General features: G+C 50.6%; 16 protein-coding genes. 11 read left to right on the forward strand and 5 right to left on the reverse strand.

The genetic code is table 11. The features are described from left to right. Positions 1-74 precede the first annotated feature (74 nt). The gene (locus Q1A04_RS04360) at positions 75-1406 is read right to left on the reverse strand and encodes a TldD/PmbA family protein (protein WP_299701728.1); all 1332 of its coding nucleotides are present in this window, start codon (positions 1404-1406) and stop codon (positions 75-77) included. 23 nt (positions 1407-1429) lie between these two features. Beyond that, on the reverse strand, positions 1430-3061 hold the full coding sequence (locus Q1A04_RS04365) for a TldD/PmbA family protein (RefSeq protein ID WP_299701731.1): 1632 nt from the start codon (positions 3059-3061) through the stop codon (positions 1430-1432). A gap of 407 nt (positions 3062-3468) precedes the next feature. On the opposite strand from Q1A04_RS04365, the gene Q1A04_RS04370 reads away from it, so the two are divergent. Next, a complete protein-coding gene (locus Q1A04_RS04370) occupies positions 3469-4083 on the forward strand; it encodes a hypothetical protein (protein WP_299701733.1) in 615 nt (204 codons plus the stop codon). A gap of 75 nt (positions 4084-4158) precedes the next feature. Here Q1A04_RS04370 and Q1A04_RS04375 read toward each other — a convergent pair whose 3' ends face one another. Then, a complete protein-coding gene (locus Q1A04_RS04375) occupies positions 4159-7065 on the reverse strand; it encodes a prolyl oligopeptidase family serine peptidase (protein WP_299701736.1) in 2907 nt (968 codons plus the stop codon). Positions 7066-7348: 283 nt separating this feature from the next. On the opposite strand from Q1A04_RS04375, the gene Q1A04_RS04380 reads away from it, so the two are divergent. The 5 genes from Q1A04_RS04380 (at position 7349) to Q1A04_RS04400 (ending at position 12766) form a co-directional block, all read left to right on the forward strand. Beyond that, a complete protein-coding gene (locus Q1A04_RS04380) occupies positions 7349-8533 on the forward strand; it encodes an acetyl-CoA C-acyltransferase (RefSeq protein ID WP_299701739.1) in 1185 nt (394 codons plus the stop codon). Between the two features lie 126 nt (positions 8534-8659). Beyond that, the gene (locus Q1A04_RS04385) at positions 8660-9193 is read left to right on the forward strand and encodes a hypothetical protein (protein WP_299701741.1); all 534 of its coding nucleotides are present in this window, start codon (positions 8660-8662) and stop codon (positions 9191-9193) included. 37 nt (positions 9194-9230) lie between these two features. After that, the gene (locus Q1A04_RS04390) at positions 9231-10559 is read left to right on the forward strand and encodes a toxin-antitoxin system YwqK family antitoxin (protein WP_299701744.1); all 1329 of its coding nucleotides are present in this window, start codon (positions 9231-9233) and stop codon (positions 10557-10559) included. Then, positions 10559-11005, forward strand: coding sequence for a GNAT family N-acetyltransferase (locus Q1A04_RS04395; protein WP_299701747.1), 447 nt, complete (start codon positions 10559-10561; stop codon positions 11003-11005). Before Q1A04_RS04390 ends, Q1A04_RS04395 begins: the two co-directional genes overlap by 1 nt. A gap of 93 nt (positions 11006-11098) precedes the next feature. Further along, positions 11099-12766: an alpha-amylase family protein gene (locus Q1A04_RS04400; protein ID WP_299701750.1), complete on the forward strand. Its 1668-nt coding sequence runs from the start codon at positions 11099-11101 to the stop codon at positions 12764-12766. A 90-nt stretch (positions 12767-12856) separates the two neighbouring features. On the opposite strand, the gene Q1A04_RS04405 is transcribed toward Q1A04_RS04400, so the two are convergent. Both Q1A04_RS04405 and Q1A04_RS04410 read right to left on the reverse strand, forming a co-directional pair. Beyond that, the gene (locus Q1A04_RS04405; RefSeq protein ID WP_299701753.1) at positions 12857-13999 is read right to left on the reverse strand and encodes a DEAD/DEAH box helicase; all 1143 of its coding nucleotides are present in this window, start codon (positions 13997-13999) and stop codon (positions 12857-12859) included. A gap of 56 nt (positions 14000-14055) precedes the next feature. After that, on the reverse strand, positions 14056-14802 hold the full coding sequence (locus tag Q1A04_RS04410) for a multidrug transporter (protein WP_299701756.1): 747 nt from the start codon (positions 14800-14802) through the stop codon (positions 14056-14058). 352 nt (positions 14803-15154) lie between these two features. Here Q1A04_RS04410 and bioB point away from each other — a divergent pair, with 352 nt between their 5' ends. From bioB to Q1A04_RS04435, 5 genes are all read left to right on the forward strand, one after another. Then, positions 15155-16153 carry a biotin synthase BioB gene (bioB, locus tag Q1A04_RS04415; protein ID WP_299701759.1) on the forward strand — a complete coding sequence of 333 codons (999 nt, stop codon included), beginning with the start codon at positions 15155-15157 and terminating at the stop codon, positions 16151-16153. Positions 16154-16390: 237 nt separating this feature from the next. Further along, positions 16391-17524 (forward strand): 8-amino-7-oxononanoate synthase, encoded by a 1134-nt coding sequence (locus Q1A04_RS04420; protein ID WP_299701762.1) that lies wholly within the window; start codon positions 16391-16393, stop codon positions 17522-17524. Continuing rightward, a complete protein-coding gene (gene bioD / locus Q1A04_RS04425) occupies positions 17521-18135 on the forward strand; it encodes a dethiobiotin synthase (RefSeq protein ID WP_299701765.1) in 615 nt (204 codons plus the stop codon). The genes Q1A04_RS04420 and bioD overlap by 4 nt, the downstream gene beginning before the upstream one ends. 78 nt (positions 18136-18213) lie before the next feature. Beyond that, positions 18214-19530 (forward strand): adenosylmethionine--8-amino-7-oxononanoate transaminase, encoded by a 1317-nt coding sequence (bioA, locus tag Q1A04_RS04430; protein ID WP_299701768.1) that lies wholly within the window; start codon positions 18214-18216, stop codon positions 19528-19530. Positions 19531-19577: 47 nt separating this feature from the next. Continuing rightward, positions 19578-20780, forward strand: coding sequence for a beta-ketoacyl synthase N-terminal-like domain-containing protein (locus Q1A04_RS04435; RefSeq protein WP_299701771.1), 1203 nt, complete (start codon positions 19578-19580; stop codon positions 20778-20780). Positions 20781-21162: the final 382 nt, after the last annotated feature.

The raw sequence follows: 21162 nt of genomic DNA on the forward strand, positions 1-21162 counted from the left end.
AACCGCCCGGACTGGCCGAAGCGGTTCTAGTGTTTCATAGCGAAAAGGCACTCTAAAAATTTGCCCCATCCTGCTTACACAGCATCTGATAAACTGCTGAACGTGAAGTCACGGACTTTGAGCGGCGGCAGAATGTAGTTGATGTTCGACTCGCCACTCACCACCCTTTCTGGGCGCCCCATTTCCTCTAAGTTGTTCAGCATAATGATCGGGCTCTCGTTGAAACGGAAGTTCTTGACAGGATGTTTTATTTTTCCGTTTTCAATCAAAAAAGTACCGTCGCGTGTGAGGCCTGTCAGCAAGAGGGTTTGCGGATCAACGGAGCGGATGTACCACAGGCGCGTGACCAGTATCCCCCGCTTCGTGTTTTTTATCATGTCTTCCAGCGACGCATTACCTCCTTCCATGATCGCGTTGTTCGGCATCGGGATCGATTTTGCACCTTTGTTTTCCGCCCAGTAGCGCGATGCGTACAGGTTCTTCACTACACCGTTCTCAATCCAATGCGTTTTCTCTAAGGGTCTGCCATCGCCGCTCCAAGTAGCTGTGGGCAATTCCGGATGGGTAGGGTCTGAGTAGATGTTCACTTTAGAGTCCACGAGCTTCTCCCCTATTTTGGTTTTGCCGCCCTGCTTGCTCATAAAACTGCGGCCCTCGTCGGCGTTGCGGGCATCCATGTTGAAGAACATGTTCTCCAGTAGCACCGCTACCGCCGCTGGCTCCAGTATTACGGTGTACTTGCCCGGCTCTATGGCCACTGCCTTCGCCGACCGTTCGGCTTTGTCCATGGCAATTTGGGAGGCCGTGGCCGTGTTCAATTTACTGATGTCGTTGTACCCGCGAGAGGCATAACCAGAGCCTGTGCCCTCCTCGTTGCGCACCGTCACCGAAAACTCCACATCGGTGCTGGGGTGATAGGCAAACAGGCCTTTAGAGTTGAGCATGGACTGAAAGCCGGCATTGTGCTGCAGAAAGCCGGCGGCCTTCAGCTTCCGCTCCCGTGCAGGCAGTATGCTCGCTGCTGCGGCATTTGCCCTTTGCTGAGGCGAGAAGTCTGCGGTGCTCTTGAAAAAGGCATTGGAGCTGCTGTATTTCTGCGGACCAAGTATCGGCATGTACTCTGGATTTTCAGGTGCCAGTTGGGCCAGTTCTTCGGAGCGGCGCACAACTTTCTCCAGTGAGGCATCGTCAAACTCGTTGATGGTGGCTATACCTGTTTTTTTGCCGAACGCAGATGTCACTACAAGGCTGGTGGTGCTGTTCTCGCCGCTCGTGGACACAGCATTGTTTGCGTACCGGATATTGCCGCTGTTGCTCCCCTGCAGGTTCACAACGCACTCATCCGCCTTGGAAAACTGCAGCACCTTCTGCATAATCTCCCGTGCCTGTTGTTCTGTGAATATCATATGTTGAGTTCTGAGTTTGGGAGTTAAATTTTGCGTGCCGTATTGATCACATTCACCCCGTTGAAACGGGTGGTGGAACTGCCATGGGAAACTGCACTTGACTGCATGGGCTGGCCTTTGCCATCGAAGAAGGAACCGCCCAGCCGGTAGTCGCGCTCGTCACAGATGGCGGCACAAGAGTTCCAGAACTCTTGGGTGTTACTCTGATAGGCCACATCACGGAGCTGTCCGGCAATCTGCCCGTCTTTTATCTCATAGAAAAGCTGTCCCCCGAACTGGAAATTGTAGCGCTGCTGGTCAATTGAGAAAGAACCATCGCCGATGATGTAGATGCCTTTCTTCACATCCTTGATCATGTCTTGCACGCTGAGCGGTGTATTGCCCGCCGCCAGTGACACGTTTGGCATACGCTGGAATTGTACCGAGCTCCAGCTATCTGCGTAGCTGCAGCCATGCGATTCTTTCTCGCCAATGATGTGTGCTTGGTCACGGGTGGCTTGGTAGTTCACCAAGGTGCCGTCTTTTACCAGATCCCATTGTTTGGTCTTCACGCCCTCGTCGTCGTACCCAACAGCACCCAGTGAGCCGGGCTGTGTCTTGTCTGCAAAAAGATTGATGCGCTGGCTGCCATAGTTGAAGCTCTTGGATTTCCATTTGTCGAGCGTGGCAAAAGAGGTGCCGGCAAAGTTGGCTTCGTAGCCCAGCACACGGTCCAGCTCCAGCGGGTGACCAACCGACTCGTGTATGGTCAGCCAAAGGTGCGAAGGGTCGAGTACAAGGTCGTACTTGCCTGCCTCCACCGATTTGGCTTTCAATTTCTCTATCGCCTGCTTGCCGGCTGCGGTGGCGTCTTCCAGCATATCGTAGTGCTTGCCGTAGAGTGTGGTCACACTGGCTATTTTGCTTTCTTTACGGCCATCGAGGTACTCATAGCCCATGCCCATCGGCGCACTCAGCGATTGCCGGGTTTCGAACTTCCCTGTGGCCGGATCAATGGCCGTGGCAGTGAAAACAGGCCAGATGCGGTGCACGTCCTGATCGATGTAGGAACCGTCGGTAGAGGCAAAAAACTTCTGCTCATTCACGATGAAGAGAAGGGAGTTCATGTAGTTCGCCCCGTTCTTCATGGCGGCATCATTTACGGCCAGCAACAGGTCTGCTTTCTCCTTGATAGGTATAGCCAAGGCGTTTTTCTCGATTGGTGTTTTCCAGCTTACTTCGCCATAGCCTTGCTGTGGCGCCAACTGCACAGGTTGCTCCAGCAGTTTGGCGTTGGCTTTGGCAATAGCAACTGCTTTTTTGGCCATACTGGCAATGTTGTCTTTCGTGATATTGTCGGCGGCAACAAAGCCCCATGCCCCATCAGCCAGCACGCGTATACCTGCGCCGTACGACTCGGTGTTTACCGTGTTCTCCACCTTGTTGTCGCGGGTAATAACAAACTGGTTCAGGTAGCGGCCTATCCGGATATCGGCATAGCTCGCGCCACTGGAACGGGCTGAGTTCAAGGCAACATCCGCCAATTCTTTTTTCAGGGCCACGTCCATCTGCCCTAACAGGGCCTCCGGTGGCACATGATTTCCTATTACAGGTATAGGCAGCATCAGCGCACCAGCGCCCATACCTGCCAAGTACATAAAGTCACGACGTTTCAAATTTCTATTCGGTTAGTTAATAGAGAGTTGAAACTAAGTAATGGCTATATCAAATGCAAGTTTTTGTTGAATTTTAACAAAAACCTATTTATTACTTTGGATTATCTGTCTTTAATTAAAATTCACTTACTCCATACATTACATTTTCCCACTTCTAATCCTCTATGGGACAATATCTGTCAGCATAAACTTATATATACCTCTCACTTCAATTGCCCTTAATTCTTTCTTTTATAATATATGTGTTACAACACAGTTTAACCTCCTTACAAACTGGATTTTTCATTCACTTATTAATTAATACCACTTACACCAAAATTTGAATCATTCACCCTTCTTTCTTAAACATTTTTGAGGTTGGATGCTTGTATATCGTATGTAGTCAACATTCAAAAAATTATAATACTATGAAAAAACTAATTCAAAAGACGTCCGCTTATGTAGCAGTTGCTGCTATTCTTTTCTCTTTCAATGCCTGTGAACAGGCTGATGTGGCGCCTGATGCAAGCTTAGCGGCGCAGGGTATAGAAGAAGCACATCAGACTAACTCTATGAACCTGAATAAAACCTATACTGTACATCTGATGGAACTGAACAATTCAGGCGTAAGCGGCATGGCGACTATAGACCTCAAAGGCGACATGATCGATGTGCATTTAGAAGCATCAGGCCTGACACCCAACATGGAGCATATGCAGCACATACACGGCTTTACGGACAGCAATAAAAATGCGGTTTGTCCTCCCATGTCTGCTGATACGGATGGTGATGGCCTAATCAGTTTGGCTGAAAGTGTACCATACTATGGCCCTATCTTGGTACCACTCACGCCTTACCCTACAGCGGACGCAAGCGGCATGGTGAACTTCATGAATGACTATGGCATCTCCAGAGTGGTACGTCCACTGCAAAACAACGTAATCGTGCTGCATGGTATGTATGTTGATGGCGTATACGACCCGACCATACCTGTAGCCTGTGGCCAGATCAAAGTGATGAACAATGGCAAGGGTAATAAATAACCTGCCGGATGTTTAAAACAAAAAGGGGAGCAACCAGTTGGTTGCTCCCCTTTTTGTTTTAGCTTTTTACTATTTCTACTCTTTCGGCGCAGAAGAAACCTGTGGCTCTGTCAGTTCAAAGCCGTAGTCTTTGCCTTTCACCATTGTCGGCACTCCCTGATCCATCCACTTCGGAGCCGGAGCGCCTTTGAGGTAGTGGTCGAAGAACTGCGACATGCGCACCGACAGATCTTTGCGGTTTTTGCGCTGCATCAAGTTATGGTCTTCGCCATTGTACACGAGCATCCACACCGGCTTCTCGAGGCGGCGCAACGCCATGAAGAACTCTATACCTTGGTACCACGGCACGGCCCCGTCCTGATCGTTGTGCATAATCAAGAGTGGTGTCTTCACACGGTCGGCGAAGAAGAGCGGTGAGTTCTCGATGAATTGCATTGGCTTCTCCCACAGCGTGCCACCAATGCGGCTCTGCGTGCGCTCGTACTGGAACTGACGACTCAGCCCCGTACCCCAACGGATACCGCCGTAAGCACTTGTCATGTTCGACACCGGCGCACCGGCCATCGCAGCCTTGAACATATTGGTGCGGGTCACCATGTAGGCGATCTGGTAGCCGCCCCAGCTTTGCCCCTGCAGCGCCATGTTCTTATCGTCCACGAAGCCTTGTGCCACGATGCTCTGCACACCTGGTATGATGCAGTCCATGGCGCTCTCGCCCGGATAGCCCTCCGTGTATACAATGTCCGGCACGAACACGAGGTAGTCGTTGCTCACAAAGTATGGGATGTTGATGGTAGAGGCACTCGGAGCCGGCACACGGTGGTTGTGCATGCCGTCAGAAGAGCGCTCGTAGAAGTACACCATCATCGGGTACTTTTTGTTCGGGTCAAAATTCTCTGGCTTGTATAGGAGGCCCTCCAACGGCAAACCGTCTGTTGACTTCCAGTTTACCAGTTCCACGCTACCCCACAGGTACTCGCTCATCTGCGGATTGGCATCGCTCAGCTTCTCCACGTTAGCGAAGCTCAGGTCAGAGGTATAGAGGTCGTTGTACTCGCGGAATGAACCGCGGCGGAACGTGGTACGGTCACTGTTCTTAGCCTTGCGGAATGCCACGTATGAGTGTGGTGTCATCACCAGTTTCTCAGGCTGCATCTTTTTGCTCACATGGTCGCGGAAGAAACCGGCTGACTTGTCGGTAGTGTTGAAAGCGCTCAGGTATAGCGTCGCGTTAGCAGGTATAAACTTCTCTTCGCTGTCGAGTTGCTCGTAGCGCAGGCGCATTTTGTTGTTGCGGCCATACGTGTCAGTCAGGTTCTCAGGGGCTTTTTTGCCGCTTGGGTCCAGCTTCCAGATGTCGAAGCGGTCGTATACCAAGAAGGCATTGTCCTTCTCTACCCAGCCTGCAGCACCGTAAGAGCCTGGCAGCGCAGGTACATCATTGTCTTCTTCATAGAAAGCCTGCCCTATACCTTTGGTTAGGTTGATATTGGCGCCGCCCTTGGTGTTCATGGCATGCCAGCTACTGTCCGTTGGCTCATACCAGTAAACATACTGCCCCTGAGGCGAGAGACGCGGATAGCCTCTTGTCTCTTTCAGTATCTGCTTTGCTGTTCCCTTCTTCAGGTCGATCAGGTAAGCGTCTTTGCGGGTTGGTGTGTCGTAACCGATGGTTAATTTATACTTCTCGTCACTCACAGCCAGTGCTACGTCCGATTGGCCGTAGGCATCCAGGTATACATCGGGGATTTCGAGTGTGGCGAGTTGCTGCATTTTCTTGCCGCGCAGGTCGTACATGGCCAGGAAAGAGCGCTTCTGATCACGGCTCAGTTGCTTCAGCTGCATCGGCTGGATAAGTGGATCTTTGTAACCCCAGATATCCAAATTCACCTTTTCTTCCTCGAGTTTGGTAGTATCTTTTTCGAAGCGCGTCGGACGCGGGAAAGTGCCGAAGAACAAACGGCGGCCGTCTTCTGAGAAGCGCAAGTTACCGTGCTCACTTACCATCCAAGCGGCAGGCATACCTTTGGTTATGGTGTCGGCCAGCGTAATGGCTTTGTTGTCTTTTCTGTTCCAGTGGTAGAGGTTGAAATAGCGTAGCTCTGCTCCCACCGTGTCGGTGGTTGCCACATAGGCAAGTTGCTCACCCGCCTTGTCGGTGCTGATGCCTGTGTAAGTCACCTTGCCCGTATCGATCGGCATTACTTTGAGGTCGGTGGTGTTGAAGGCGTATACCCCGGCTGTGTGCAGCGAGTCGAGTTCATCCTTCACGAAGTAGAGCATGTTGCCTTTCTCAGAGAACATGTAATCCACCACGCGGTTGAAGCGGTGCTCCTGTCCATTTTGCAGATTGCGCAACACGAGCTCCGTACCTTCAGACTTTTTCTGCTTTGGCTTGGCAGCTGGCTTAGCTGCAACTGTCTTGGCAGGTTCGGTTTTAGCAGCTTCAGGTATAGCGGGCTCTGTTTTTGCCTCTTCTTTCTTTGCTTTTTCCTTTTTAGCAGGAAGTGGTTTTTCGAGCTGGTAGGCTACCCAGTTATTTCCCTCTTTCGGCAGCTTATAGGATTTCACGCGCGGTACTTTCACCACGTTCATGTTCTCCAGTGTTACAATAGCCAGTGAGTCCTTGGGCAGGTCGTCGCCTTTTTTCTTCTTCAACTTGAGCGCACGCACCGTGTTAAACTCCGGCTTGATCTGGAATACGGCATAACGAGAATCGTTGGTGAACTCCGCTTTGGTGCCACGGGCAAACTCCTGCATGGCCTTGCTAGCGTAGTTTCGGATGTAAAGGGCGCCATCGCCTTCCTGCGGATCGACGTTGAAAAGTACGTACTGGCCGTTATGGGAGAGCTTGTCGCCGGCTACGCCTTTCCAGCTGTCGTATACGTCGTGGGTGAGTGGTTTTTTGGTGGCTTGCTGTTGTGCCTGTGCCTGACTGAGGCCTGCCCCAAACAGCACCATCAACAATAAGAATTTCTTCATTGTAAAAGGTTTGACTATCGGTTAGCGGTTTTGATTGGTTCTCTAAATGTACAAATTATTTTGCGGCTATGCGCGTTATACCTTTAGAGGCAACTCTACAAGGAAGGTTTAAAGGAAGATGGTTCCGCAGCAACATTTACATACCCCTCAACCCTTTCCTTAAGGCTCAATAATTTGACAATAAAGACATTAAATCATCTGAAAGGCCTTTTACCTAACGATTGTTTGGTTTTCAGCTTGAATCCTGATAATTTCACACTATAAAACTATTAGACACAATCTTATGCAAACTAAAGAAGTATATATCATTTCGGCTGTGCGTACCCCGATCGGAAGTTTTGGCGGCGCGCTGGCCAGCCTTTCTGCCACGGAATTGGGTGCAGCCGCTATTAAAGGTGCGCTTGAGAAAGCCGGCGTTGACAAAAACTTAGTACAGGAAGTGATCATGGGCAACGTACTGTCTGCCAACGTAGGTCAGGCTCCTGCCCGTCAGGCTGCCATCAAAGCGGGTCTGGGTTACGAAGTGGAGTGTACAACCATTAACAAGGTATGCGCTTCCGGTACAAAGGCCATCATGTTTGCGGCGCAAGCCATCATGCTGGGTCATAAAGACATTATTGTGGCAGGTGGTATGGAAAGCATGTCGAATGTGCCTTACTACCTCGACAAAGCTCGTTTTGGTGCGAAACTGGGTCACGGTCAGATGACTGACGGCCTTGTGAAGGACGGTCTGTGGGATGTATACAACGACTTCCACATGGGCAATGCGGCTGAGAACACAGCGCGTGAGATGAAGATCACCCGCGAAATGCAGGATGAATACGCCATCAGTTCTTACAAGAAATCAGCCGAAGCTGCTGAGGCAGGTATGATGAAAGACGAGATCGTGCCTGTGGAAATTCCGCAGCGCGGCAAAGACCCAATTGTGGTATCTGAAGATGAAGAATACAAGAAAGTAAGCTTCGACAAAATTGCCGGTCTGCGCCCTGTGTTTGACAAGGCAGGTACGGTAACAGCTGCCAACGCTTCTACCCTGAACGACGGTGCCGCTGCACTAGTGCTGATGAGCAAAGAGAAAGCAGAAGAACTGGGTGTGAAGCCAATCGCGAAGATCCGTGGTTTCGCTGACGCAGAGCAGGACCCGATCTGGTTCACAACAACGCCATCACTGGCTATACCTAAGGCTTTGAAAAACGCAGGTGTATCGCCTGAGGAAGTGGATTTCTACGAGATCAACGAAGCGTTCTCTGTAGTATCGATCGCCAACAACCAGAAACTTGGTCTAGAAGGCGGCAACGTGAACGTGTTCGGTGGTGCCGTATCCTTAGGTCACCCACTTGGTGCTTCCGGTGCTCGTATCGTAACCACCCTTTGCAACGTGCTGGACAAAAAAGGCGGTAAGATCGGTGTGACCGGTATCTGCAACGGCGGTGGCGGTGCCTCTGCCCTAGTGATCGAGAAAATGTAATCTGCGCTTTGCGGTATATTTATTGCAGGAAGCCTTACGTTATTTCGTAAGGCTTCTTTTTTATACCTTGGCCTACAGATTAAACTGTTTGCCATACTTTTGGTGTTTATCCATTTTGAAGCATTTATGTTACTAGAAAACGAACTGGCCAACTTCTGGAAATGGGCCAACATGACGCCCGACACCTATAACGAAGAAAGAGGTTTAGGCGAATGGGAGGCCGAATACCCTGAATGGGATGCTTTATACAAGGCGGCCAACGAAGCACTGGAACAGCTCAACCAAGAGTTTAACCACGATGTAGCACAACTGCTAGTTTATGCGCTGGCCATCGACAACGAGGCCGGTGTGGTGCTGAAGAGCGTGGAGGAGAAACTGAAGGATAAGCTGCGTTTCGTTAGGAAAGCGGTTTACTCGAACCAGCCGCAGGCTAGGTGGCAAATGGCCGAATTGCTTGGCCATGTTGAGGTAGAGGGCCGCGAGAAAATGCTCATACACCTGATCAACAGCGAACCTGACAAGTATGTGATACGTCGCGCATTGCTGAGTTTGAGCAAAGTCAATCACACCAAGGCAGTGGAACTGGCCCGGCCATATGTGAGAGACACCGACCCGTTCATGAAGTTAGTGGCAAAAGAGATCACCAAAAAGAAGGTATAGCTTCTTCCCTTACTTAACCAGACTGATAATAGTACCCATGTCTAAATTACTTTCAATCTTACCGGCTGTTTTTCTGATCAGTGCTGCTGCTTTCGGGCAGGCTCCACAGAAAGTGGTAACCTATCACGACGAGTCGATGTCAACTGTGAAGGAGGTCTACTTCATGACGCCTGACTCAGCCATTGTGGGCTATTACAACCGTTACTATCCGACTGGTGAGCGGGAGGCTTTTGCCAAATTTGTAGAGGGCAAAAAGGACAGCGTGTTTACGGAGTTTTACCAGAACGGACAGCCCCGCATGCAGGTAACCTATGTGCAGGACCAGAAACAGGGACCGTTCAAGGCTTTCCATCCGGATGGACGCTTGCTGCAGGAAGGCAGCTACGAAAAGGACCAGCAAAGCGACGTATTCAAGACATTCTACGCCGATGGCAAGGTCCGGAAAGAGACCTCTTTTGTGAATGGCTTCCCGGAGGGGCTCGTGCGTGAGTTTTACCCGAACGGCAAGCTTAAATCAGAGATCACTTATAAGAGCAGCCAACAGAACGGACCCGCTAAAACCTATTTTGAAAATGGGAATCTTGAGACCGAAGCGACTTACCGCAACGGTATGCTGGAAGGTTCATACAAGACTTACTTTGACAACGGGCAGTTGGAGACAGAAGTAATCAATGTAGCTGGTCAGCGCAATGGTACGTTCAAGAGTTACTACCGCAGCGGCAAACTTAGTACGGAAGGTAGCTTTGCGTCTGGCAAAATGCACGGACCGTCCAAAGCCTATTTCGAGAATGGCAATCTGCGCAGCATGATCAACTACCGCAACGGACAGGTACAGGGGCTCTCTCAGATATACTTTGAAGACGGCAAACTGAAGGAAGAAGGACAGTACAGCAACAACGGTGACGACCGCAAGATCACAACGTACTACCCTTCCGGCAACATAAAAGCCGAGGAGCAATACAAGAACAAACAGCGCACCGGCAACTGGAAAGCCTACTATGACGCTCCGGGCAAGAAGGTGGAGGTATCCGAAACCTACAACGCCGACAAGCTAACCGGCGAGCGACAGGTATACTATGAAAACGGACAGGCCAAGGCGAAGTATACCTATGGCAAAGGTGATGGCAAAATCGTGAGCAGTCAGGAGTTCTATGAAAGCGGCAAGCTAAAGTCTGAGACAAGCTACAAAGATGGGTTGCGCTTCGGTCCTTACAAGCAATATTTCGAAAACGGCAAAGTAGAAGTGATCGGCCAGAACCGCAACAACAAAGCCACCGGTACATGGAAGTACCACAACGAAGAAGGCAAGGTATACAAGACCCAACTTTACCGCAATGGTGAGGTTGTAGAGGAGAAACAGAAGTAATGCTCTTCCGCGAAGCCACCGCCGCCGACATTCCCCAACTCCAGTTCGTCCGCCATTCGGTAAAGGAAAACATCCTCTCCGACCCTACACTAGTAACCGACGAACTCTGTGCGCTATACCTGACAGAACGCGGTAAAGGCTGGGTATGTAAGGTAAACGGGCAACTGGTAGGCTTTGCCATTGTCGACCTGCTGGATCATAATGTATGGGCTTTATTTTTACTGCCCGAGTTCGAAGGGCAAGGTATAGGCAAGCAGCTGCACCGCATCATGCTCGACTGGTACTTCCAGCAAACAAAAGAACCGATCTGGCTGGGCACCGACCCCGGCACAAGGGCTGAGCAATTTTACCGCCGTCAAGGCTGGCGCGAGATGGGTATACACGGCAGCTCCGAAATCAAATTTGAGATGCGCTACCACGATTGGCAGGCTCAGCAGAAGAACTAAGCAACTCTGCTCCTTTCAAGCTTTCCTCCGACTTTTGCCCGCATTCTCCCGTATAGACGAATCAAGTTTTAACCAACCAAAAACCGATTCGCTATGCTTGAAGAGCTCTGGTACAAGAATGCCATCATCTACAGTCTCGACCTAGAAACCTTTATGGACCTAAACGGCGACGGCGTGGGCGATTTTGCAGGTCTGGCCCGCCGTCTCGACTACCTCAACGCCATGGGCATCGACTGTGTTTGGCTAGCGCCTTTCCAACCTACCCCAAACAAAGACAATGGGTACGACGTCTGCGACTATTACGGCGTGGACCAGCGGCACGGCTCCAGCGGCGACTTTGTAGAGTTCATACATCAAGCTAGAAAACGCGGCATCAAGGTCATTATCGACTTGGTGGTGAACCATACCTCCGACCAGCACCCTTGGTTTCAGGATGCCCGCAGCAGCGAAGACGCTCAACACCGCGATTGGTATGTCTGGTCGAAAAAGAAGCCTTCCGACTGGGACGAGGGCATGGTGTTTCCGGGCGTGCAGGACTCCACTTGGACCTACGACAAGAAAGCCAAATCTTGGTACTTCCATCGCTTCTACGATTTTCAGCCCGACCTCAACATGGATAACCCCAAAGTGAGGGAAGAGATACAGCGCATCATGGGTTTCTGGCTGGAACTCGGGGTATCCGGTTTTCGGGTCGACGCCGTACCCTTCATGATCGAGTCGCCAGTACCGGGATCTGACAATCATGAACTCAATTTCGACTACCTGAAAGACATGCGCCGGTTCCTCCAATGGCGCCAAGGCGACGCTATCTTACTAGGCGAAGCCAATGTGCTGCCCGAAGAAACCAAAAAATACTTTGGCGATAAGGGCGACGGCATCCAGATGATGTTCAACTTTTATGTGAACCAGTATTTGTTTTATGCCTTGGCAACCGGTGAAATAGATCCTTTAATAGAAGCCCTTGAAGAAACCCGCACCCACATGCCAACGGTGCAGTGGGCTCACTTCCTGCGCAACCACGACGAGTTGGACCTTGGACGCCTCACCGACGAGCAACGGGAAAAAGTATTTGCCCGCTTTGCTCCTGATGAAAACATGCAGCTCTATGGCCGGGGTATACGCCGACGGCTTTCTACCATGCTGGGCAACCGACAGCAGAGTGAGTTGGCCTATAGCCTGATGTTCTCCCTACCGGGCACTCCCGTAATCCGCTACGGCGACGAAATAGGTATGGGCGATGACCTGAGTCTAAATGAACGCGACGCCGTGCGCACGCCTATGCAATGGACCGACGACCAGCAAGCGGGCTTCTCCAAAGCAGACAAGTTGGTCCACCCTGTCATCGACAAAGGCCCTTACTCCTACCACCACGTGAACGTAGAGAACCAGCGCCGCGAGCCCGAATCACTTCTCAATTGGATGACCGCCCTGATCCGCTTAAGGCAGGAGTGCACTGAGATAGGCTTTGGAGACTGGCAGATATTGAAAACGGATAAGGCAAAGGTACTTTGCCTGCACTACAGTTGGCAAGGCAGTTCGCTGATTATTTTGCACAACTTCGATGAGAAAGCGCATGAAGTGATCCTCGACCTGAAACAGAAAAAGAATGACAAACAGGACAAAGAGCAAAAGCTAGTCGACCTGATGGTAAATTACGAGAGCGAAGCCGATGACAAAGGCAGACATTACATTACGCTAGACGCCTACGGCTACCGTTGGTTCCGGGCCGGCGACTTAAGTCACTTGCTGAAGAAGAGCTAGTGCACTTCATAAATAACGCGAGCGGCCTCGTCCCGAACAGTATTCAGGGCGAGGCCGCTTGCGTTATACAGTAGAGCAGCAAATTATACCTTACTGCCCCTGTAAATCGATCTCGTCAGTAGGAAGCACTTCTACCCGCACTCCCATTTTCTTCTGGATGATCTTGAAATGGTGCGCGTCTTCCGACGTGATCAGCGAGATGGCTTCGCCCGACGCTTCGGCACGACCTGTGCGGCCAATGCGGTGCACGTAGTCTTTTGGGGAGCGCGGAAGTTCGTAGTTAATCACGTAAGGTAGGAACTTAATGTCTATACCCCGTGAGGCAAGGTCAGTGGCTACCAGCACGCGAAGTTTGCCGGCTTTGAACTGACGAAGCGCCTCTGTTCTGCCGCCTTGGCTTCTGTCACCGTGAAATGCTGCCGCCTCTATTCCGTGTTTCTTGAGTTTTCCCACCACATTGTCGGCCGTACGGATAGATGAGGCGAACACCAGCACCTGTTGCATGTCGTGCTGCCGGATGAGGTAACGCAGTAAAGGTCCTTTCTTTTCGGGATCCACCTGATAGGCCACTTGCTTGATCAATTCCGGCACCGTGGCTTCTTCCTGCACCGTCACCCGCACGGGGTCAGTCAGCAGTTTGCTGATTAGGTCCTCTACGTCTTGGCTAAGTGTGGCTGAGAACAACAGGTTCTGCCTTCTAGACGGCATCATGGCCAGCAACTTATTCATCTCCTCCTGAAAACCCAGATTCAGCATTTTATCGGCTTCGTCGAGCACCAAGGTTTCTACTTCTGAGAGGTGCACCGCCTTGTGCTCGATCAGGTCGAGCAGTCGGCCGGGCGTGGCGACGAGCACATCGGTACCGCTCATTTTCATCATCTGCGGGTTGATAGAGATACCGCCATACACCGCCAGCGTCTTCACTGGTCTGTCAAGTTCTTTGCCGAAAGCCCTGAATACCTCTTCGATCTGCACTGCCAATTCGCGAGTTGGCACCAGCACCAGCGTGCGCACATAGCGGTTGCGGCCTGCTTGCTTCTTCTGGTACATCTCCAAAATGGGCAGCGCAAAACTGGCTGTTTTACCGGAACCTGTCTGAGCTATCCCTAACAAGTCCTTACCTTTCAGAATGGCAGGTATGGCCTGTGTCTGTATAGGATAGGGAGCGGTATAGCCTTGGGCCTTGATGGAACGAAGAAGTGGCGCCGAAAGGCCCAGTGAAGAGAATGACATAAATTCAGGTATAGAGCTACTGGCAACCTGCCTGCGCAATGGCAAAGGTACGAATATTATGCGTTTCTGTCTTCGGCTGTAATGACGAACTCTGTTCTATGCTGTGCCAAAAAATCGAGCAGGGCATAAATAAACAGGGTTACTCCCGTCATTTCCATGAGTTCTTCTAAGCAGTACATGATGCGGTTATAGAGATGGTCGAGTCCGTAACGTTTGTATAGGTAACCCTCCACAAACTCCAAACCCAAGGCTCCTGTCACAAAGATGGCTCCTGAAATGATGATCAAGTTGCGTGTTTTGGGTGGGAGCCGCAGTACAAATCCCAGAAAATAGGCCACAACCAGTAGCGTAAGGATACCATAGGGCACTACCCAAGCCCAGTGAAGCATACCGGAAAGATCATTACCTAGCATAGGACGCACATAGTTCGCCACATGCTCGTGCAGCTGCACATTTTCGTCCACCGCCATAAACATAAAGATCACCCCTAATATCAGCCAGTGTTTTGTATTGTAACTGCCCGACCAATGTGTCTGTCGCGCATGAATAAGCAGCAACAGTATACCAGCTATAAGTAGAATAATAGAGGAGAAGAAAGCCGGAATGTTGCCCTCCCCGTTGAAATCGAAGTAACGAACAATTAGTCTGGTAGCGCGTGAATCCACCTGAAACACGCTCTCTAGCAGAATGCCCGTAATGTTGGCCACGAGTAGCACCATCACAATTAGTGCCAGCCATCTCAATATTTTCTGGGGGCTTATAAGTAGGGATTGGGTAGGGATGATTGTAGACGTATGCTTCATAGGGTGCTGTTACGGTTTAAGAAAGCAGAGAGAACTTGTGCAACTTATACCTGAACAGTCTTCCCGCTGTTGCCTTTTTTGGTATTTCCTTCTCTATTTCATTGCAGACGCCTCTCCTAGTGCCTTACCTAGGTTACCTTGACGCTATCCATAATGAGAAGAAAATGAAGAAGCAACTCAATTGCAGAGAAGGGAGCGGATTTTCCTTTCCCAACAAATTAACAAACCATTTTTTCCACATAAATAGCACAGCTAATGAATAAGTTAACAAGTTATCCACCAAACATACCCCCAAGGTTGATTTTTAATTCCTAAATCTTCAAATTACCTTCGTAATCCAAACCCGAGTAAAATGACGCAAGACGGACTAAACGAGGGACTCCGCAATGACTGGAGTCTTGAAGAGATAAAGGCTATATACTACAAGCCAGTACTGGAACTGATCGTAGAAGCAGCTAATGTGCACAAACAGCACCAAGCCACTGGTGAAGTGCAGGTATGTACCTTATTGTCAGTAAAAACCGGCGGCTGCCCCGAAGACTGCTCTTACTGTCCGCAGGCAGCCCGTTTCCATACGGGTGTGGATGTGCACAAACTCCTGAGCCAAGACCAAGTGCTCACGGCTGCACAGCGCGCAAAAGACGGCGGTTCTACCCGTTTCTGCATGGGTGCCGCATGGCGCGAAGTGCGCGACAACCGCGACTTCGACAAGGTGCTCGACATGGTGAAGGGCGTGAACGAGATGGGACTGGAAGTTTGCTGTACCTTGGGTATGGTGAACGAGTACCAAGCCGAGAAGCTGAAAGAAGCTGGCCTGTATGCCTACAACCACAACCTTGACACATCAGAGGAGAATTACTCAAACATCATCACGACCCGTACCTACGACGACCGCCTCGACACGATTGAGAACGTGCGCAAGGCAGGTATATCGGTTTGCTCAGGTGGTATTATTGGTTTGGGCGAGACAGACGAGGACCGCATTGGTATGCTCCATACCTTGTCTACCCTAGTGCAGCACCCGGAATCTGTTCCAGTTAACGCACTGGTGCCTGTAAAAGGAACGCCACTCGAAAACCAGCCACTGGTGACCGTTTGGGAGATGGTACGTATGATTGCAACAGCTCGTATCCTGATGCCAAAAACCATGGTGCGCCTGTCAGCTGGCCGTGAGCGCATGAGCGTAACCGATCAGGCCCTTTGCTTCCTGGCCGGTGCGAACTCTATCTTCACAGGCGAGAAATTGCTTACGACGCCAAACCCAGATTTCGACGCCGATAAAGCCATGTTTGAGTTGCTGGGTCTGACGCCACGCAAGTCTTTCAAAGAAGAGGCACAGCACGTTTGCTAACGTTATAGGAGATACGTTCTTCAAGGGCATTCCCCTTTAACGTTTGTCATCCCCCTGCCCCCCATCAAAGGGGGACACTCAACATGCGTAGATTCTACCTGAGTTACATGTTGTGGGGAAGTCCCCCTTTGATGGGGGCAGGGGGATGTTTCATCAGAAAAGTACATTTTTCTGTCTTAAAAAGCAGACATCAAGACATTAATCTTATATTGAAATCAGTAAACTGAGTTCTTACCCATGTCTGATGTCTTGAAAAATAAACTACAGCAGAAGCTGGCGGAACGGGCAGCGCAGGGCAACTTGCGAGAGCTCAAAACCACCGCCGGGTTAATCGACTTCTGTTCCAACGATTACCTCGGCCTTGCTCGCAGCGAAAGACTGCGGGCGCTCATCCAGAAGGAAGAGGAAAACTATAGACATTTGCCTTTGGGAGCGACTGGTTCCCGACTACTATCCGGTAACCACGGCCTTTTTGAAGAGCTGGAAGGAATCATCGCATCTTACCACAAGGGGGAGGCCGCTTTACTTTTCAACTCGGGGTATACAGCCAACGTGGGCTTATTGTCTGCTTTGCCGCAGCGTGGCGACACTGTGTTTTATGATGAGGCTAGTCATGCTTCTATGAAAGATGGTCTGCGGCTGAGTTTCGCCAAAACCTACAGCTTCCGCCACAACAACGTGGAAGATCTGCGTCAAAAGCTGAAGCACGCCACCGGTCAGGTATACGTGGTGGTAGAGTCGGTCTACTCGATGGATGGTGACAAGGCACCGCTAGTCGAACTGGCGCAGTTATGCGCCGAGCATAAAGCTGCTTTAATTGTAGACGAAGCCCATGCCGTAGGCTTGTACGGCTCAAAGGGCGAAGGTTTAACCGTAGCCCTTGGGCTCGAAAAGCAAGTATTTGCGCAAGTGATTACCTATGGCAAAGCCATGGGCAGCCATGGAGCTGCCGTGGTCGGCCTGCAGGTGCTGCGCGACTTTTTGATTAACTATAGTAGAGCATTTATCTACACGACAGGTCTGCCGACGCATGCGCTGGTAGCCTTGAAGTGTGCTTACACCCTGTTGCCCGAACTAGCGCAAGAGCGTGAGCGCGTGCAGCAACTTGCGACCCGATTGTACCAAAAACTGAACAAACTTAGCGGCATTCGCTGCACTCCAGAAAACAGTGTGATCCTGTCTGTTTTCCCGCAACAGCCCCGGCAACTCAAGGCGCTGGCGGCTGCTCTGCAACAACAAGGATTTGATGTGCGCCCCGTGCTGCCCCCTACTGTGCCCGCCGGTACAGAGCGGCTCCGCGTGATCGTACATGCCTATAATAGTGAAGAAGAAATTGACGGCCTCGTGCAGGCCATAGCGAAAGGTACATGAAAAGATATTTTGTAACAGGCATCGGTACGGACGTGGGCAAGACAGTTGCCGCAGCCATTCTCACCGAAGCCCTGCAGGCCGATTACTGGAAACCCGTACAGGCGGGCGGCCTCGATTTTACCGACACCGACACGGTTAGGAGTCTTATTTCCAATGAAAAGTCTGTGTTCCACCCTGAAGCCTACCGCCTTAAAATGGCTGCCTCCCCCCATAAGGCAGCGGCAGCTGAAGGTATAGAAATCGACGTGCACGGTCTAAAGCTTCCCGAAACACAGAATAACCTAATTGTGGAAGGTGCCGGTGGACTGATGGTGCCCCTGAATAAGCGTTATCTGGTGCTGGACTTGGTGCAGCAACTTGGGCTGGAAGTGATACTGGTCTCCAGAAATTACCTCGGCAGCATTAACCATACCTTGCTCACGGCAGAGGTGTTGCGTTATCGCAAAGTGCCAGTGGCGGGTATAATTTTCAACGGGGAGGAGAACCAGACATCCGAGGACTTCATTATCAAGTATACAGGCTTGCGCCGTCTGCCGTCTATCCGTCAGGAAGCCGACTTCTGCCAAGAGGCTGTAGCTGAGTATGCTAAGAGTTTTACACCATACCTCTAAATCAGTATAACAAAGGATAAACAGAACGATCGCCTATCGATTAAACTCTACAAAATTCACTCAATCACTCATTCAAAATTGACCCTAGCAGAACGCGACCATAACGTAATCTGGCATCCGTACACGCAGATGAAAACGGCTGCTTTCCCTATACCTATTGTGAGGGGCGAAGGCGCTTTACTGTATGCAGAAAACGGGAAAAGCTACATAGACGCAGTTGCCTCTTGGTGGGTCAACCTACACGGCCACGCACACCCCTACATCGCGCAGAAAGTGGCCGAGCAGTTGCATACACTGGAACATGTGATCTTTGCCGGTTTCACACACCCTGCCGCGGTTACTTTTGCTGAGCGATTAATTCAGATTTTACCTGATGGCCAGAGCCGCATCTTCTACTCCGACAACGGCTCCACAGCCGTAGAAGTCGCTCTGAAGATGGCGATCCAATACTGGCAGAACACGGGGACGCCGAAGCGCAAGATCATCGCCTTCCGCGACAGTTACCACGGTGACACCTTCGGGGCGATGGCTGTGAGTGCCCGCAGTGCTTTTACGGCTCCGTTCTGGTCATACTTGTTTGAAGTGGAGTTTATCGATGTACCTATACCCGGTCACGAAGAGGAAACAATCAAACAGCTAGAAGCCTATGCCGTTGCTGGCAATGTGGCCGCTTTTATTTATGAGCCACTGGTACTCGGAACGGCAGGTATGGTCATGTATACGCCAGAGGTGCTGAATCAACTCTTAAGTATTTGCCAGCAGCACGCTATCCTGACTATTGCTGATGAAGTGATGACGGGATTTGGACGCACTGGTCGCACCTTCGCTAGCGACTACCTGAAACACCAGCCCGATATGGTGACGATGTCGAAAGGACTAACAGGCGGCACCATGGCCTTGGGCGCTACCTCCTGTAACGAAAAAATATACGAAGCTTTCCTGAGCGACGACAAGCGCAAAACCTTGTTCCATGGTCATAGCTATACCGGTAACCCCGTTGCCTGCGCCGCAGGTTTAGCCAGCATGGATTTGCTGCTGCAGGACGAAACGCAAAGCAACATTCAACGCATTGATCGGCGGCACGCTGCTTTCGCGGAGAAGTTCAAATCGCTCCCCAAGGTAGCGGAAGTGAGACAGCAGGGCACTATACTGGCGGTTGAGTTCGAAGCTGATGGCACCTCATACTTCAACAAATTGGGCGACACCTTATACAGCTTCGCACTAGAACAGGGTGTAATTCTTCGACCTTTGGGCAACATCATCTATGTTATCCCACCCTACTGTATCACTGACGAGCAACTAGATCAGGTATATCAGACCATACAAGGTATGCAGCAGCTGATCACGGGCGATCGTTACTTCGAACCACCGACTCAGACTACTTTGCATGATTAATCATTCCTGATTAGTCATTCCTCAATATTACTTAACTTGCACCTGAATTGGATGTAGCGCGCGAACATATCGTCATCAGGGCTTGTGGAGCTATCTCACCCTTGGGGTACGATGAGGCAACCGTGACGCAGGCGTACCTTGCCGGCAGTCCCTCTTTTCAGAATATCCCGCATCAGGGAAAAGTTACTCCTGTTGCCTCATTGTCCGCGGCGGCAGAAGAGAAAATACAGGAGCTCATAGCCACTAACTCAAACTATAGACAACTGGACCGCTCTGTTTTGCTGGCTATCTATGCCGCGCGTCAAGCTGCAGAACAGGCTGGTTGGTTGACAACAAACGCTGAGCAGCAAGCTGACTTAGCTGTGAACATCGGCTCCTCTAGGGGTGCGACGGGTTTGTTTGAGCACCATTACGACTCATTCCAGAAAGAGAACCTATCACCCAGTTCCTCTCCCACCACCACGCTCGGCAACCTATCCAGTTGGGTGGGGCATGCCGTGAATGCCGGTGGGGCGCAGATCAGCCATTCCATCACCTGCAGCACCGCGCTCATGGCGATCGCCAACGGCATGGCTTGGCTCCGCGCAGGTATGGCCACCCGGTTTTTGGCCGGCGGCACCGAGGCCCCTCTGACTGACTTCACCATCGCCCAAATGAAGGCAGTGGGCATCTATTCCAAGCTCTATGAGCACCCTTACCCTTGCCAACCCTATGGCTCCTCCGGACAGAACACGTTTGTGCTAGGAGAAGGCGCCGCCGTGTTCGCGCTCGAAAAATCAACTGCTTCCACCTTAAAGCCCGGTGACATTATAGTAGAGTCAGCCGGATTCGGTTTTGAACAGATTGGAAGCAAAACCGGCATATCCGTAGACGGTCTAAATTTCCAGAAGTCTATGCGCCACGCCCTGTCACAAATTAATACAGCGGGCGGTGACATAGATGTCATCATAACGCACACCCCCGGAACAAAGGCCGGTGACAGTGCCGAGCTAAATGCTATAAATGCAGTCTTCCCGCATCAAAGGCCGCTTATCACTACAAACAAATGGCTGCTTGGTCACACACTTGGGGCTTCAGGCGCGCTCAGTTTACAATACGCCCTCTACCTGCTGCGCCATCAGCAAGTTCCGTTTCCGCAGTATCCTGTTTCGTTTGCCACTTCTACCATACCAAAAATACGCTGCATCCTACTCAATGCTGCCGGTTTCGGAGGCAACGCCACTAGCCTCCTACTTCGAATAATTGAGTAAATCGCCTTTGGCTTTTATAAGTCACAGCTAATTACTGATCCATCTTTACACGATTTTCATCTTCATTTACTCCCAATAGCTAGTTTGCTATATAGAGAAGTCAATACGGCCATTCCTCGCTTTTTTGGACTTTTACAATACCCTCCCCAGTTCATACTTCTTAATTATTTCAAGTAAATTTCCCGATTAAAATCGGCTAAATATAGTCCTATTGAACAAAATCTACCCATCTGCTTGACTTTAAGCCCCATAACACAAGATTCAGCTGACTATCAGTGTTTTATAAAATTAATCAATACATATAATTCTATATACCAATAGAATATATAACAGACTCGCACTCGATCTTGCCTCAAAATTGTACACTAAAGTTTTCAAAGCT

This window comes from uncultured Pontibacter sp. (genome assembly GCF_947499215.1).
Classification (GTDB): Bacteria; Bacteroidota; Bacteroidia; order Cytophagales; family Hymenobacteraceae; genus Pontibacter.

Bases quoted from the DNA above. Each gene is read 5' to 3' on its own strand.
- Q1A04_RS04360 (WP_299701728.1), bottom strand. From the start codon at position 1,406: ATGATATTCACAGAACAACAGGCACGGGAGATTATGCAGAAGGTGCTG.
- Q1A04_RS04370 (WP_299701733.1), top strand. From the start codon at position 3,469: ATGAAAAAACTAATTCAAAAGACGTCCGCTTATGTAGCAGTTGCTGCT.
- Q1A04_RS04375 (WP_299701736.1), bottom strand. From the start codon at position 7,065: ATGAAGAAATTCTTATTGTTGATGGTGCTGTTTGGGGCAGGCCTCAGT.
- Q1A04_RS04380 (WP_299701739.1), top strand. From the start codon at position 7,349: ATGCAAACTAAAGAAGTATATATCATTTCGGCTGTGCGTACCCCGATC.
- Q1A04_RS04385 (WP_299701741.1), top strand. From the start codon at position 8,660: ATGTTACTAGAAAACGAACTGGCCAACTTCTGGAAATGGGCCAACATG.
- Q1A04_RS04390 (WP_299701744.1), top strand. From the start codon at position 9,231: ATGTCTAAATTACTTTCAATCTTACCGGCTGTTTTTCTGATCAGTGCT.
- Q1A04_RS04395 (WP_299701747.1), top strand. From the start codon at position 10,559: ATGCTCTTCCGCGAAGCCACCGCCGCCGACATTCCCCAACTCCAGTTC.
- Q1A04_RS04400 (WP_299701750.1), top strand. From the start codon at position 11,099: ATGCTTGAAGAGCTCTGGTACAAGAATGCCATCATCTACAGTCTCGAC.
- Q1A04_RS04405 (WP_299701753.1), bottom strand. From the start codon at position 13,999: ATGTCATTCTCTTCACTGGGCCTTTCGGCGCCACTTCTTCGTTCCATC.
- Q1A04_RS04410 (WP_299701756.1), bottom strand. From the start codon at position 14,802: ATGAAGCATACGTCTACAATCATCCCTACCCAATCCCTACTTATAAGC.
- bioB (WP_299701759.1), top strand. From the start codon at position 15,155: ATGACGCAAGACGGACTAAACGAGGGACTCCGCAATGACTGGAGTCTT.
- Q1A04_RS04420 (WP_299701762.1), top strand. From the start codon at position 16,391: ATGTCTGATGTCTTGAAAAATAAACTACAGCAGAAGCTGGCGGAACGG.
- bioD (WP_299701765.1), top strand. From the start codon at position 17,521: ATGAAAAGATATTTTGTAACAGGCATCGGTACGGACGTGGGCAAGACA.